Raw genomic sequence first — 15111 nt, 5'->3', positions numbered from 1 at the left:
TTTCTTTTTGTTTTTTTATTTAATTAATATAAGTTCTATATAAGTATACGAGAAGAAGGAATAAAGTCAAGAAAAATTTTGTTTTAACACCCCCTTTCCTCTATACTATTTCTTTTTTAAATATTACAAATTTTTTATAAAGTACTCCACCTACTCCTTCAGCCTCACGACACATCTTTGTATTGTTTATATTTATAGTGGACCCTTCTGCAAACACGTATCCCTTTTCTCTGGCATATCTTAATAGTTCAATAAATAATGCTGCAGGAACACCTTTAGATTGGAATTCAGGGATCACAAAGAGTAAAAATACCCTTGCTCTGTTTATTTTGTTTTTATACCATAAAAACTTCAGCCATCCTAAGGGAAACAATCTTCCATTTAATCTTTTAAGTACTTGATTATAGTCTGGCATTGCCACTGCGAAACCAACTGGACTTTCTCCCGAAAAAGCCAGTTGTACAAATTCGGCAGGTATAAATTTAACTAAGTCCTTTGCTAAAGTGAGCATTTCCTCTTCTGTAGGGGGAATAAGATAATCATATTCAAGGGGTATGAGGGATCTTTCTAATATTTTCTGCAATATTCTTGCCTCGTCTGGGATTTTGGAGTAATCTGCCTTTCTGGTGTAGAAATTATATCTTTTCTTTGCATACTCAATTACTCTTATGGATTCATCAAGAGGAAGTCTTTTTAAGTCGTATTTAAAGGCAACAAAGGTATGTTCCGGCTCAAATCCATATTCTTTAAAAAAGTCAACATAATAAGGAGGATTATAGGTGGTATATATAACAGGTGGATCTTCAAAATTTTCTACTAACATTCCTCTATAATCATCTCCATTGGTAGGAGAAACAGGTCCTACCATTTTTGTCATGTTTCTCTCTTTGAGCCAATTTTGAGCTGTATCTAAAAGAGAGAAAGCTACTTCTTTACTATTTATACTTTCAAAAAGGGTAATATAGCCTTCAGTTTTATTTCTTAGTCTATTCATTTTTTCATCTATCCCTACTGCTATTCTTCCTACTACTTTTCCATTTTCATAAGCATTGAAAAGGGCATAGGGTCCGCTTTGAAAAAGTAAACTCCCAGATCCATTTATTATTCTTTTCATCTCTGAGATTAAAGGGGGGACCCAGTGGGGGTCATTTTTATAAAGCTCAAAAGGAAGCATTATGAAGTCTTTTTTTTCTTTTTCTGTTTTTACTTCTCTTATCTCTCTTGTCATAAAATACTTTTCCTCCTTCAGATAAGAAATTCTTAACTTAAATATTTTAGTTAATTAATTCATCAATATCAATAAAGATTCTACATAATAAGGGGTCTTTTTTCAGGAATGCCTGGTCTTCGAGGGTATTTTTCTGGGGTATTGTTTTTCTTCCTTATTTTGAGAAAAATTCTTGTGATATTATCAAAATTTACCTCAAGTTTTTCTTCAATTTCTCCCCCTAATATTTCAATAGTCCTTTTTGTATTTTCCCATTCTGTAATATTGTTTGGTGTTGCTTGTCCTAGGAATATCCCACCAATCTTTACAAAGGGTATAGCATATTCTAAAACTACATGGGGCTTGGCAACTCCTCTTGCAAGGGCTAAATCAAAATTTTCTCTGTATTTAGGATTTTTCCCTAGGTTTTCAGCTCTATCCCAAATAATTTCTACATTAGAGAGTTTTAGTATTTTTGTTATCTCTTCTAAGAATAAGACTTTTTTCTTTTGAGATTCTAAAAGGGTTAGCTTGTATTTCTCATTATAGATTTTTAGTGGTATACCAGGAAATCCTGCTCCTGTTCCAATATCTATTATTTTTTCTATATTTTCATCTTTTATAGGGATAATACAAGCAAGGGAATCAACAAAATGTTTTAAAATAATTTCCTCTTCCCCTTCAAGAGAAGTAAGATTTATTTTCCTATTCCATTCCTTTAAGGCTTTGTAATATAAATAGAATTTCTCCTCTTGAAGGGGATCAAGTTTTAGATTCAACTCGTTAACTTTTTCTTTAAGAATCTCTTTAAAGCTTTCTTCCATTTATTCATATTATAGCCCAGCTTTCTCTAATTGTGCTACTGTATTGCTGATTTGTTCCTTTGCAACCTTAGGAAGACCAGGTATTTCAAGATTTAAGAAACCACGTGTTATGGTGGACATTGCTTCATCTTTGTCAAAACCACGAGTGGTTAAATATTCTATCTCTTCTTCATTTATTGGACCTATAGCTGCTTCGTGAGAGAGTTCGCTTTCTGGATGTTGGGCATCAAGAATGGGTATTGCAACTATTTTAGCATTTTTATTTAAGATTATACCTCTGCAGTCTAAGAAACCTTTTGAGCCTTTTGCTTTTCCTATGAGTTCACTTCTACTATATACCTGTGATGAATCATCGGCGATTATCCTTGAGACTATTTCTCCTTTTGAATTTTCACCTTCAAATACTATTCTTCCACCAAGATCAATATAAGAATCTTTTCTACCATATATGATGCTGTAGAGTCTTGCTATAGCATTCTCCTTTACATATATTGTGGGATAGCTTTGAATGGATTTTACCGGTTTTAAGCTTATGTAATTATTAATAAACAATCCACCTTCTTCCACAAGCACTACGGTTCTTGGTCTTACATGAAATTCTTCTGACCAGTTGTGAATCATAGTAAAATAGAGCTTACCACCCTTTTTAACAAAGAACTCTGATATCCCTATGTGGATTCCAGGCTGATTTTTTAAGTGAGTTAGACATCCTGTAGTTACAAAAACTTCAGCGTTTTCTTCTACTATTATTATATTGTGTACATTTTGACTTATATTTCCTTCTTTTATGTATAAGCAGGATTGTACAGGATATTCAACTTTCTGATTAGCGAATACCCTTATAAAGTAACCTCCAGTAGGAAGAATTTCAGCCCATGCTGTATATTTATCAGTATCTGGTGAAACGAGTCTTCCGTAATAGTTTTCTAACCAGTCATATTTTTCAAGGGCTTCTTGGATAGACATTATCTCTAATTTACCTTTATAGGTTTCTTTCAATTTTTCATAGACCACACTATGGTTTATTTGGAAATAAGTTCCTGCTCTTTCTTCCTCAGATGGGGTTATTCCAGAATAAAGAATATTCTCTTTTATTTCGTCGGGAAGATCATCTAAATCCTCAACCTGAACATCCCTTATAGTCCTCATGTAAGGTTCTAAATCTATATCTGGGCCCAATAATGCTGGTTTATTTTTCGCTTTTAGAGCTCTTTCTCTTAACTCTTTAAGATAAGTTTTGAGCATATGCTAACCTCCTTACATACTCATATCCTCTTTCTTCAATCTGATGTATTATTTCAATACCGTCTTTATAAATATATTTTCCATCTAAAAGCACAACCACAGAATCAGTATTTACATAATCAAGAATCTTCAGATTATGGGTAACAATTAACAGATTACTTTCTTTGGAGATCTTTCTTAAGTTTTCGCCAATAAGTTTTAGAGAATCTATATCTACACCCGAATCTGGCTCGTCAAGCATAGCGAGCTTTGGTTTTGCCAATAGGAGTTGAAGAATTTCACTTTTCTTTCTTTCTCCTCCTGAAAACCCATAATTAATTTCTCTTTCAAGGAAACTTTCATCAAGGTCTAATTCTCTTAAATATGTATATACCTCATCGGGTAAACTTTTTTTAGGATCAATATTTAAGATTTTCTTTAAAATATCTTTTAATCTTACACCTCTTACAGCTGGTGGTAATTGATATGCAAGAAATATTCCTTTTTTAAACCTTTGATCTGGAGATAATTCAGTAATATCCTCATTATAGAACCATATTTTTCCTGACACTTTATATTTGGAAAGTCCCATAATTGCTCCTAAGAGAGTAGATTTTCCTGTTCCATTGGGCCCAAGGAGTACATGTACTCCCTCATTTAGAGAGAGATTTATGTTTTCAAGAATTACCTCGTCTTTGACTTTGACTTTTAAATTTTCCAATCTTAACATCTCTTTCTTCAATACTTCTTTCATAATGTTAAAATTTCCTCCTTTCTAATTGTTCCATTAATAAGGTCTTCTAAGGTTAAACTCCCCAAAAGATCTATGATTTTCTTTTCGATAAATATCCAAATATTTTTTGAATAACAGCTTCTTTCTTTATTACATTTGTTATCTATATGGATACAATCAATAATCTGAATAGGTCCCTCTAAGGCTTCGAAAATCTCTTTTAAAGTTATTTCATGGGGTGGTTTAGTTAAAGTATAGCCTCCCGTTATGCCTTTATAGCTTTCCACAAGATTTGCTCTTCTTAGTTCTGACATAAGCTGAGCAAGAAATTCTCTTGATATGTTTTCTTCCTGTGATATCTGAGAAAGGGTCAACTTTTCATGGGGATAATTTTTCCCCAAGAAGATCATGGCTCTTAAGCCATACTCTAATTTTGCGGATACTCTAAACATCCTGCCTCCTAAAAGTTTAGTTTTTTACTCAACATTTACATTTTAAGTCGGAATTTTGAGTTTGTCAATAGTGAAACTTTTTATTTTTTCCATGTCAGGGTATAATTGAGAAGTGTAAATTAAATTCCAAAGAAGGAGGAGGAAATAATGAAGTTTATCACTCAGCAAGAAGATTTATATAAGTCATTGCAGTTTGTTAAGAGCGCTGTTGCTACAAAAACCACTATACCTATTCTAACTTATGTCTATATGAAGGCTGAGAATGATACTTTATATCTTCAAGGGAATAATTTAGAAATTGGACTTGCTTTAAGTATGCCTGTTATTGTTGAAGAGCCAGGAGAAGTTTGTCTTCCGGCAAGTCTATTTATAGATGTTATTGGAAAACTTCCTGAAGTAACTTTAGAGATCCATGTGAATGAGAGAAATAGAGCAGTAATCCATGCTGGATACTCGGATATAGAGATTCAAGGGGAAAGTACAGAAGAGTTTCCAAAAGTGGAAATTGGTAATATAGGTGAATATCACGCAAGTTTTGATAGAATTCTGTTCGCAAAAGCTATAAAGCAGACTATTTTTGCTGCAGCCGAAGATGAAATAAAACAAGTACTTACTGGGGTTCTTTTTGAAGGAAAAGAAGGAAAATTAAATATGGTAGCAGTGGATGGGCATAGGCTTGCTCTTAAGACCTTGGAAATAGAAAAAGATTTTGCTCCTATAATTGTTCCTTCTAAGAGCTTAAAGGAGTGGCAAAAAATAATTACAAAAGCTATGGATGATAGGGTAAATATGGCTGCTTTAGATAACCAAGTAGTATTTAATTGTGGAGAGATTTATTTTATATCAAGGCTTCTTCAGGGACAGTTTCCAGCTTATGATAAGATAATACCAACGGATTTTACAGCCTCTTTTAAAGCTAACAGGAAAGACTTTCTGGATGTTTTAGGAAGAATGGAGGTCTTTGCCGAAATAGATCAAACAAATACGGTAAAAATTAGTCTTTCTTCAGAGGAGGTTGTAATTTCTACTTTGCCATCGGAAAGAGGTTTTGCTAAGGAAGTATTGCCTGCTGAGGTTGAAATAGATGGTAATTTAGAGATAGGTTTCAATGTGGAATACCTTATGGATCCTTTGGACAATGCTGACTGGGATGAAGTAGTCATGAGATTTACTTCTGATCTTGGACCTGCTTTGATCACATCTCCTGAAGATGAGAATTATACATATATCTTAATGCCTGTAAGATTATGAAGGAAGTAAAAATCTATACAGAGTATATTACATTAGGACAATTTTTGAAGTGGTGTAGAATTGTGGAAACAGGAGGGCAAGCTAAAAATCTTATTTTAGCGGGAAAGGTAAAAGTTAATGGAGAAATAGAACTTCATAGAAGTAGAAAGTTAAAACATGGAGATGTGGTAGAGATTGATGGAGAAAAATATGTTGTGATGGTGGGAGAGTAATTGCGTCTTATAGATTTAAAGGTCATAAATTTTAGGAATTTGAAAAATTTAAGTTTAAATTTTTTCGACGTGAATATATTTTATGGGGAAAATGCTCAAGGAAAAACTAATATCCTTGAGGGTATATATTTTCTTTTTTCTGGAAAATCCTTTAGAACTAAAAATGAAAAGGAAATTATAAGGTGGGGAGAAGAAAGTTTTTATCTTAAAGGAAATGTGGATTGGCAAAGCCAAAATCTTATACTGGAGACAGCCCTCTCGGGGGAGGAAAAAAGAATAAAGATTAATCAAAAAAATTTGAAAAGATATAGAGATATGGTCTTCCTTTTTCCCATAATACTTTTTTCTCAAGAAGAGATAGAAAATTTTAAAAAGGGTCCGTCTCAGAGAAGGTATTTACTAAATAGGTTTATCTCTACCTTATCTTATAAATATCACAAAGCTCTTTCAGAATATTATAAGGCTTTATATCAAAGAAACTTAACTCTTAAAAATGAGAGAGATGTTAGCCTTTGGAATTCCACACTAATTAGATTAGGGGGATATATTCTTTTTGAGAGAAGGAATGTGATGGAAGAGATAAAGCGTAAGGTTAAAGAAGTTTCTAATAATCTCCTTGGTAGAGATTTCCTTGAAGTAGAGTATCTTTCTTCAGTGCCTTTAGGAGATTCAGAAGAAGAGATGCTAAAAAATTTTGAGACAATGTTAAAAGAGAAAGAATGGGAAGAAAAAAGGAAAAAATATACTTTAGTAGGTCCCCACAGAGATGATGTAATTTTAAGGGTTATAAGAGACAATGTTAAATATGATTTGAGAAAATTTGGTTCTGCTGGAGAAAAGAAGTTAGGATATATAATTTGGAAATTGGCTCAAGTTGAGATTCTTTCTGAAAATAGAAAAGAAAAGCCTATTCTTCTTATTGATGACCTTTTTGGGGATTTGGATGAGGATAAGCAAAGAAAAGTATGGGAGGGAATAAAGAATTTTCAGATATTCTTAACTACTCCTATTAGAATAGAGTTTCTTAAAGATTTTCCTCATTTTTTAGTAAAAAATGGTGAGGTTATTTTAAATGCCTGATTCTTTATATTCAAAGCTTTGGGAAGTTTTTATAAAGTTAAACCTTGAGAAGAAACTTTGTGAGTATCTTGCTATGGATAAGTGGGAAGAGGTAGTAGGAGAGACTCTTTCTCAACATACGAAACCTGCTTATGTTAGGGAGGGGGTTTTGTATGTGTATGTGGACAGTAGTGTATGGGTACAGGAGCTTTCTCTTTTCAAAGATAAGCTTATAGAAAAATTAAACAGCAGTATGATTATTCCTCACGTAATTAAAGACATTGTATTTATAGATAAAGGAAGGGCTTTTAAAAAGTTCAAAAAGAAGGAAATAAAAAGGGAGATTAAGCTTTCTTTGCAGGAGGAGCAAAGAATTGCTAAAATAGTTGAGGATATAAAAGATGAAGAATTAAGAGAAATATTGAGAAATTATTATAGAAGTATAGCTTTAATTCGAAAGGGAGGTATTAAGAATGGCGGTAACAAAGAAAGATAAATACACAGCAGACAGTATTCAGATATTGGAAGGAACAGAAGCTGTTAGAAGAAGACCTGGCATGTATATAGGAGATACAGGGATAAGAGGATTACACCACCTCATCTTTGAATTAGTAGATAATAGTATCGACGAGGTTATGGCAGGATATTGTAATTATATACTAGTGGAACTCAAGAAAGATGGGTCAGTAGTAGTCGCAGATAATGGGAGAGGAATTCCTGTGGATATACATCCTCAAGCCAAAAAACCAGCTCTTGAGGTTGTTCTTACTACTCTTCATGCAGGAGGAAAATTTTCTAACTCCATATATAAAATAAGTGGTGGACTTCATGGAGTTGGACTTTCAGTGGTTAATGCCTTGTCATCAAAACTTGAAGTTGAGGTTATGAGGGATGGAAAAATTTTTTATCAGGGCTATGAGAAAGGAAAACCAGTAATGCCTCTTACGGTTAGAGGGGAAACAGATGAAACTGGTACAAAGATAAGGTTTTATCCTGATTCGGAGATTTTTGAAACTACAAAATTTGATTATGATATTGTGGCAAATAGATTAAGGGAGCTTGCTTTTTTAAATCCCAATGTAACCATTGAGCTGAGAGATGAACGAACTGGAAAATCTAACGTTTTCAAGTATGAGGGGGGACTTCTTGAATTTATTGAGTATCTCTCCAAAGGTAAAGAGATTCTTCATGAACCTATTTATATGAGAAGGGAAGAAGAAAATTTAATTGTAGAAATTGTAATGCAATATAACTCAGGATATGATGAGCTAATTTTATCCTATGCAAATAATATTCATACTATTGAGGGTGGAACCCATGTTACAGGTTTTAGAACTGCCCTGACAAGAGTGGTTAATAACTTTGCAAGAAATTGGGGTTTATGGAAAGAAAACGAAAGTCTTTCAGGGGATGATGTACGTGAGGGGCTTACCGCTATAGTTAGCGTAAAAGTTCCCGACCCTCAATTTGAAGGACAAACCAAAACAAAACTTGGAAATACAGAAGTAAGGAAATTTGTAGAAAAGGTTGTGGAGGAAGAACTAACAGAGTATTTTTCTGAGAATCCCGAGGTAGGAAAACTTATAATAAGTAAGATTATTGAGGCTTATAGGGCAAGACAAGCAGCAAGAAAGGCAAGAGAGCTTGTAAGAAGAAAGAGTCTCTTAGAATCAAGCTTGCTTCCAGGAAAGCTTGCGGATTGTTCTGAAAGAGATCCAGAAAAATGTGAGCTTTTTATTGTTGAGGGAGAGTCTGCAGGCGGTTCTGCAAAGCAGGCAAGAGACAGGAGATACCAGGCTATTTTGCCTTTAAGGGGTAAAATATTAAATGTAGAGAAGGCTCAACATCTCACTAAAATACTTTCAAGCGAGGAAATTAAGGCAATAATTGCATCCTTAGGAACAGGAATAGGTCAGGATTTTGATTTATCAAAGTTAAGATATCATAAAATCATAATTATGACCGATGCTGATGTGGATGGAGCTCATATAAGAACTCTACTTTTGACCTTCTTTTATAGACATTTTAGACCTCTTATTGAAGGTGGCTATATTTATATAGCTCAACCACCGCTGTATCTCCTAAAAAAGGGTAAAGAAGAAAGATATGCTTATTCTGAGGAGGAAAAAGAGGAGATTCTTAGGGAGTGGGGGTACCCAGATAATGTTTATATACAACGATATAAAGGACTTGGAGAAATGGATCCAGAGCAACTTAGAGAAACCACTATGGATCCCCAAAAGAGAATTTTACTTCAGGTTACTATAGAAGATGCCTTAGAGGCGGAGAGATTATTTTCTATTTTAATGGGAAATAATGTAGAGGAAAGGAGAAGTTTTATAGAGCAAAAAGCGAAATTTGTGAGAAATTTAGATATTTAGCCTATGATATCTTGTGGTAAAGTAATTCGTGAAGACGAGAATTTTTATACCTTAAAGTATAAATGTGATGATTTAATTTCTACATTAAAAAGGGAAAATATAGATGAGGTATATAAAGGAGACCAAAATCTACTCTGGGACGCAATTCTCACGGATTTGGTCCTTTATTTCAAATTAAAGGAATTTCCTTTTAAGCCTTTTTTACATGATGAAAAACTTGGCACTGGTGATCATCGTCTTATTTCCTTTTATGATGATGGCAATAGGTATGTAATAACTGAAGATTACGCAGGAAAGCTTACAGGGGCAGTTTATATAAATCAGGATATAACTTATGGACTTTTTTATGGTGTTCCCATAGAGCCTTCTGAGTATAAGGATTTAAATTTTAAACTTACATGGATTGCGAATTCATGGAAAGATTATAAAGAAAGCTTGGAAAAAGATAAGGATTTTGTTAAGGCATTAGAGGATTTAGGTTTTTCCTGGGATTACGATAATTATTCAAGGATAAGCGGAACTGGCTTTGTTGCCAATAAGGAGCCTTTGAAGAGGTATTTTTTGAGAAATCCAAAAGCAGAGATTTATTATCTTTTTTCCAAATCCTTAGGGTGGTATGGGGTTGTGCCTAAGTATTCTGAAGAGATAAGTCTTTCCAGCATATATATAAATGAAGAATTGAAAAGACATATGGAGAAATTATTCATAACTGGAGTTAGAGGAATTTTGAGACAGATAAAAGATAGGGAGAAAAGAAAAGAAGTAATTGAGAGGGCTAAGAAAATAAAAACATATGCCATTAAAATATTAAAAGAAGAAGTTACCATAGCGGATTTTCAGATAAAAATGGCAAGTTTCATTATAAAAGATCTTTTTGATGGCGTTAATATATCCTTTAATAAGACTTCAGAAATGCTCAAGATCAAGAATTTTTGTGATTATGAGAATAAGGATTTTTACTACTTTTTTGATCTACTCTTAAAAAATACAGAAGCTTTTGCAAGGGCGTATAATACAGCATTAAACAAAGCAAAATTACCTCTAAAAAGATTTCATATAAAAAACAACGTCTTTCAACTCCCATATTTTTTGGAGGTTTTCATAAATCAACATGGAAGAAATATTTTGACTAGATGTAATATAGAAATTAGGAATATGGATCATGAAGCTTCTATTAAACTATTTTCTCCTCATTGCTCTTCAGAGACTATTACAAATACAAAAAACATCCAAAGTGCAAGAGAATTTTTGGCTTCTCTTATATTATCCAAAAAATTTCCCAATGGTTTTGCTCTTATTGGAAAAGCAGGGCCTTTTATGGCTGAGATGAGGAGGGTACCAAGGGTTCTTGCTGTGCCCGAGGAAGGTTCTAAATATGCTCCTATGGTGGATTATTTCTTGGGAGAGCTAAAGAAGGAGATTAAAGTGGTGCCTGAGAGTCATCTTTTAAGGGTGAGTTTAAACTTGCTTGATAATTTAAAACTTCTTGGGGATTTTGTATTTAGATTACCTAAATTTTTAAGGCTATATTTTGAGAAGACAGAAATTACCCCAGAAGAGTTTTCTCAAGTTTGGAGAAGAAAAGTTGAAGAGATAGAGAAGATAATTGAGATCATAAAGGGGCTTGAAGCAGGAGAGTATTTTCGTCTTGCAAAGGTAATTCTTTGGGAAAAAGGGTTTATAGAGCTTTCAGAAAGGGATTATAAGTTGCTTAATAAATTGAGAAATAAGGGATACAATGGAGAGTTTAAGAATTTATACTTTCCCGAGAGTTTTCTGAAGGTTTTAAAAGATTTAGTTGAAAGGCGCAGAAAGATAATAGATGAGATAAAATCTAAAAAGGAGGAGGCTCCCAGCTATCTTTTTGAGGAGAGAAAGCTTTTGGAATATAAGCTTCTATTTCTTTTTGCCGTTCTTTTAAGGAGCCTCCTTCAGTTTGAAAAATCTCTTAAATATTTAAATTATCGACCTTATACAATTATTTTATATTTACTTTCACCAAATTTCATAAAAGAATTGATAAAAAACTCCGAAGTATATATGGAGAAAGTAGTTTTTAAGATTTAGCAACGAACTGAGGACAACTATTCTCAGCTTTTACAGGGAGTCCGAAGCAAGTACCACGAGAAGGGTCACTAGGGTTGGGCTGAAAGAATTTGCAATTTTTACATTTTCTTTCTTCCGTCATAATGGACACACCCCCTTTAGCTTCATTTCTCTTTGACAATAATATTTTACCACTTTAAATTTACTCTTGAAAAATTTTGTTTTGTATAATAAATAGTTAAGTTAAATTTAGTTGAAAGGAGCATCAAGAATGAGAGAAAAACTAAGAGAAATACTTGAAAAAGTGAAAACGGGGGAAGTCTCTATAGAGAAGGCAATCGACGAACTCAGAATTTTACCTTATGAAGACCTTGGATATGCCAAAGTTGATCATTTGAGGGGAGTAATAAAGGGTTTCCCAGAAGTAATTTTTTCTCAAGGAAAGACTACAGACCAGGTAATAAATATAATGCTAAATTTGTTAAAGATTAATAAAAGGGTTATAGCAACAAGGGCAAGTTTTGAGCTTTATGAAAAGCTAAAAGAATATATTCCTGATGCAATCTATTTTGATAAAGCGAGGATAATAGCTGTTTTAAGGGAAGACATAAAGAAAAAGGGTAAAGTTGTGGTTGCTTGTGCAGGGACTGCGGATCTGCCTGTTGCTGAAGAGGCAGCTATAACCGCAGAAATTATGGGAAGCAATGTGGAAAGGATATATGATGTGGGAGTTGCAGGTTTGCACAGGTTAATAGATCAACTTGATAAATTTTATTCTTCTAATGTGGTAATAGTAGTTGCTGGTATGGAAGGGGCTTTACCTTCAGTGGTAGGAGGACTTATAGCAAAACCTATAATTGCTGTTCCCACAAGTGTAGGATACGGAGCTAATTTTAATGGGCTTTCTGCTTTGCTGACTATGTTAAATAGCTGTGTTCCTGGGATTGCAGTGGTCAATATAGACAACGGATTCTCCGCAGGTTATTTAGCAAATATGATAAATTTAATGGTGGAGGAAAATAGAAAATGAAAGTATTATATTTTGATTGTTTCTCAGGTATAAGTGGAGATATGATTCTTGGGGCTCTATTAGATCTTGGAGTCAATTTGGAAGAATGGAAAAATGAACTTAATAAGATTCCTGTTGAGGGATATAAAATTGAGATATCTAAGAAACAAAAAAATCATATATGGGGAACAGATGTGGAAATAATTATAGAAGATCATCATTCTCATAGGCATCTTGAGGATCTTTTGGAGATTGTAGATAAAAGTGAACTATCCGAAAACATAAAGAACAGGGCAAAAGAGGTTTTTTATAAAATCGCTGAAGCGGAAGCTAAAATTCATAATACATCTATAAATGAAGTGCATTTTCATGAAGTAGGGGCTTTGGATACAGTTATTGACGTGTTAGGTTCACTAATTTTATTAGATATGTTAAAGGTTGATAAAATTTATTCTTCTCCTCTCCCCCTTGGCGGAGGATTTGTCAATGCTTCCCATGGGACTATACCTGTTCCAGCGCCTGCAACTTTGGAAATACTAAGAGGGGTTCCTGTGTATAGGGATGGAAGAGAGGGAGAACTTGTTACTCCTACTGGAGCTGCAATTATATCTACTATAGCTGAGTTTGTAAAAATTCTTCCTCCTATAAAAGTAGATAAAGTTGGTTACGGTTGTGGAAAAAAAGATTTTCCTTTTCCCAATCTTCTTAGAGTATATGAAGGGGAATTGATAGAGAAAGTTATTGAAGAAAAGAATGTGGTACTTGAGACTAACATAGATGATATGAATCCACAAATTTTTGGCTATTTGACAGAAAAACTTTTCAAAGAGGGAGCCTTGGATGTTTTCTTAACTCCTGTTTATATGAAAAAAGGAAGACCTGGGGTTCTTCTTACGGTTATAGCTCCTTTAGCTATGGAGGAAAAACTTTTAGAAGTCATATTTGGAGAAACAACGACCCTTGGGGTAAGAAGAATTTATGTGGATAAAAGAATTATGCAAAGAGAGATAAGAGAGATTGAGACAAAATGGGGTAAAGTGAGAATAAAAGTAGCAAATATCAACGGCATTAAAAAAGCTTACCCTGAATATGAGGATTGTAAAAGTATTGCAGAAAGAGAAAATATTCCTTTGAAAGATGTAATTGGGGAAATTGAAAAGATAATAGAAAGGGAGTTGGAAGTATGATTGCAGTTGTTGATTTTGGTTCTCAATATACTCAGCTCATTGCAAGGAGATTTAGAGAGATAGGGGTATATTCAGAGATTTATTCTCCTAATGTGAAATACTCTTTTTTAAAGGAAAAAGGGGTAAAAGGAATAGTACTTTCTGGTGGACCTAATAGTGTTTATGATAGTGATTTGGAGATAGATGACGAGATTTTTAAAGGCGATATACCTATTTTGGGAATTTGTTTTGGTTTTCAGTTTATGGCTAAGTTTTTAGGAGGAGAAGTTAGAAAAGGAGAAAAGGGAGAATTTGGCTTAACGGAGATAAAGATAGTTAGAGATTCCCTTTTATTTGAAGGACTTGAAAAGAAAGAGAAGGTTTGGATGAGTCATTATGATGTGGTGACAAAACTCCCTGAAGATTTTGTGGATATAGCTATATCTGAGAATGGTTTTCTTGCTGCTGCTCAGTCTCTGAAGAAACCCTTTTTTGCTGTTCAGTTTCATCCTGAGGTTTCTCATACAGAAAAGGGACGTTTAATTATTGAGAATTTTGCCTTTAAGATTTGTAAGGCTGAAAAGAATTGGAATCTTGATAGATTTGTGGAGGAAAAGATAGAAGAAATAAGAGAACAAGTTGGGGAGAATAAAGTGCTTCTCGCAGTGAGCGGCGGAGTAGATTCAACAACCCTTGCAGTTTTATTGCAGAGGGCTATTGGAGATAAGCTAACTGCTATTTTTGTAGACCATGGGTTATTGAGAATAGGAGAAAAGGAAGAAGTATCAAGATTTTTAAAGGATCTTGGTGTGAATTTAGTAGTGATAGATGCTAGGGAGAGATTTCTTGAAAAATTAAGAGGAGTTATTGATCCTGAGGAAAAGAGAAGGGTTATTGGACACGAATTTGTAGGGGTTTTTAAAGAAGAGGCAAGAAAAAGGGGACCTTTTAAATTTCTTGCCCAAGGTACTCTTTATCCTGATGTTATAGAAAGTGCTGCATCTAACACTGGAATGGCTGCTAAGATAAAGACTCATCATAATGTAGGCGGGCTCCCTGAAGAACTCGGTTTTGAGTTGATTGAGCCCTTTAGATATCTGTTTAAAGATGAAGTAAGGAAAATTGCAGAAATTTTAGGAATTCCTAAGGATATCATAAGAAGGCAACCTTTTCCAGGACCAGGGCTTGCAGTGAGAATTCTTGGTGAAGTCACAGAAGATAAGTTAGAGCTTTTGAGAAGAGCTGATCGAATTCTGATGGAAGAGATTAAGAAATGGGATAAATATGATGAAATATGGCAGTCCTTTGCAGTATTGCTCCCTATAAAAACAGTTGGTGTAAAGGGAGATTTTAGATCTTATGAATATGTTATTGCCATTAGGATTGTGAAAAGTGAAGATGGGATGACTGCAAACTTTGTTGAGGTACCCTATGATATCCTTGGTAAGATAGCACGAAGAATAACTAATGAGATAATAGGTATAAACAGGGTAGTGTATGATCTTACTGATAAACCGCCTGCTACTATTGAATGGGAATAGAATTTA

The 15111-nt window shown here is 33.9% G+C and carries 14 protein-coding genes; 9 read left to right on the top strand and 5 right to left on the bottom strand.

What is annotated here, in order from left to right:
- Nucleotides 1–100: 100 nt before the first annotated feature.
- The 5 genes from ACP5QL_RS00925 to ACP5QL_RS00905 all read right to left on the bottom strand — a co-directional run bounded on the left by ACP5QL_RS00925 (nucleotide 101) and on the right by ACP5QL_RS00905 (nucleotide 4440).
- The gene (locus ACP5QL_RS00925) at nucleotides 101–1228 is read right to left on the bottom strand and encodes a GNAT family N-acetyltransferase (protein ID WP_272995348.1); all 1128 of its coding nucleotides are present in this window, start codon (nucleotides 1226–1228) and stop codon (nucleotides 101–103) included.
- Nucleotides 1229–1308: 80 nt separating this feature from the next.
- On the bottom strand, nucleotides 1309–2031 hold the full coding sequence (rsmG, locus tag ACP5QL_RS00920) for a 16S rRNA (guanine(527)-N(7))-methyltransferase RsmG (protein WP_272995350.1): 723 nt from the start codon (nucleotides 2029–2031) through the stop codon (nucleotides 1309–1311).
- 9 nt (nucleotides 2032–2040) lie between these two features.
- Nucleotides 2041–3276 (bottom strand): SufB/SufD family protein, encoded by a 1236-nt coding sequence (locus ACP5QL_RS00915; protein ID WP_272995351.1) that lies wholly within the window; start codon nucleotides 3274–3276, stop codon nucleotides 2041–2043.
- Nucleotides 3257–4009, bottom strand: coding sequence for a Fe-S cluster assembly ATPase SufC (gene sufC / locus ACP5QL_RS00910; protein WP_012583902.1), 753 nt, complete (start codon nucleotides 4007–4009; stop codon nucleotides 3257–3259). The genes ACP5QL_RS00915 and sufC overlap by 20 nt, the downstream gene beginning before the upstream one ends.
- Nucleotides 4006–4440: an RrF2 family transcriptional regulator gene (locus ACP5QL_RS00905; protein ID WP_012583901.1), complete on the bottom strand. Its 435-nt coding sequence runs from the start codon at nucleotides 4438–4440 to the stop codon at nucleotides 4006–4008. Before ACP5QL_RS00905 ends, sufC begins: the two co-directional genes overlap by 4 nt.
- 147 nt (nucleotides 4441–4587) lie before the next feature.
- Between ACP5QL_RS00905 and dnaN the strand changes: the two genes are divergently transcribed.
- The 9 genes from dnaN to guaA all read left to right on the top strand — a co-directional run bounded on the left by dnaN (nucleotide 4588) and on the right by guaA (nucleotide 15105).
- Nucleotides 4588–5691 (top strand): DNA polymerase III subunit beta, encoded by a 1104-nt coding sequence (gene dnaN / locus ACP5QL_RS00900; RefSeq protein ID WP_012583900.1) that lies wholly within the window; start codon nucleotides 4588–4590, stop codon nucleotides 5689–5691.
- Complete coding sequence (yaaA, locus tag ACP5QL_RS00895; RefSeq protein WP_012583899.1) at nucleotides 5688–5903, top strand: S4 domain-containing protein YaaA; 216 nt, start codon at nucleotides 5688–5690, stop codon at nucleotides 5901–5903. Before dnaN ends, yaaA begins: the two co-directional genes overlap by 4 nt.
- Nucleotides 5904–6983: a DNA replication/repair protein RecF gene (gene recF, locus ACP5QL_RS00890; RefSeq protein WP_012583898.1), complete on the top strand. Its 1080-nt coding sequence runs from the start codon at nucleotides 5904–5906 to the stop codon at nucleotides 6981–6983.
- Nucleotides 6976–7458, top strand: coding sequence for a DUF721 domain-containing protein (locus ACP5QL_RS00885; protein ID WP_012583897.1), 483 nt, complete (start codon nucleotides 6976–6978; stop codon nucleotides 7456–7458). Before recF ends, ACP5QL_RS00885 begins: the two co-directional genes overlap by 8 nt.
- Complete coding sequence (gene gyrB / locus ACP5QL_RS00880; protein WP_012583896.1) at nucleotides 7436–9343, top strand: DNA topoisomerase (ATP-hydrolyzing) subunit B; 1908 nt, start codon at nucleotides 7436–7438, stop codon at nucleotides 9341–9343. Before ACP5QL_RS00885 ends, gyrB begins: the two co-directional genes overlap by 23 nt.
- Nucleotides 9344–9346: 3 nt before the next feature.
- Nucleotides 9347–11410: a hypothetical protein gene (locus ACP5QL_RS00875; RefSeq protein WP_428124906.1), complete on the top strand. Its 2064-nt coding sequence runs from the start codon at nucleotides 9347–9349 to the stop codon at nucleotides 11408–11410.
- Between the two features lie 250 nt (nucleotides 11411–11660).
- A complete protein-coding gene (larB, locus tag ACP5QL_RS00870; protein WP_272995362.1) occupies nucleotides 11661–12419 on the top strand; it encodes a nickel pincer cofactor biosynthesis protein LarB in 759 nt (252 codons plus the stop codon).
- The gene (larC, locus tag ACP5QL_RS00865; protein WP_012583893.1) at nucleotides 12416–13585 is read left to right on the top strand and encodes a nickel pincer cofactor biosynthesis protein LarC; all 1170 of its coding nucleotides are present in this window, start codon (nucleotides 12416–12418) and stop codon (nucleotides 13583–13585) included. The genes larB and larC overlap by 4 nt, the downstream gene beginning before the upstream one ends.
- On the top strand, nucleotides 13582–15105 hold the full coding sequence (guaA, locus tag ACP5QL_RS00860) for a glutamine-hydrolyzing GMP synthase (RefSeq protein ID WP_273333365.1): 1524 nt from the start codon (nucleotides 13582–13584) through the stop codon (nucleotides 15103–15105). Before larC ends, guaA begins: the two co-directional genes overlap by 4 nt.
- Nucleotides 15106–15111 lie beyond the last annotated feature (6 nt).

The sequence above is a fragment of the Dictyoglomus sp. genome, assembly GCF_049968615.1.
Taxonomy (GTDB): domain Bacteria; phylum Dictyoglomota; class Dictyoglomia; order Dictyoglomales; family Dictyoglomaceae; genus Dictyoglomus; species Dictyoglomus turgidum.
This window is presented reverse-complemented; position numbering and strand designations above follow the sequence as displayed.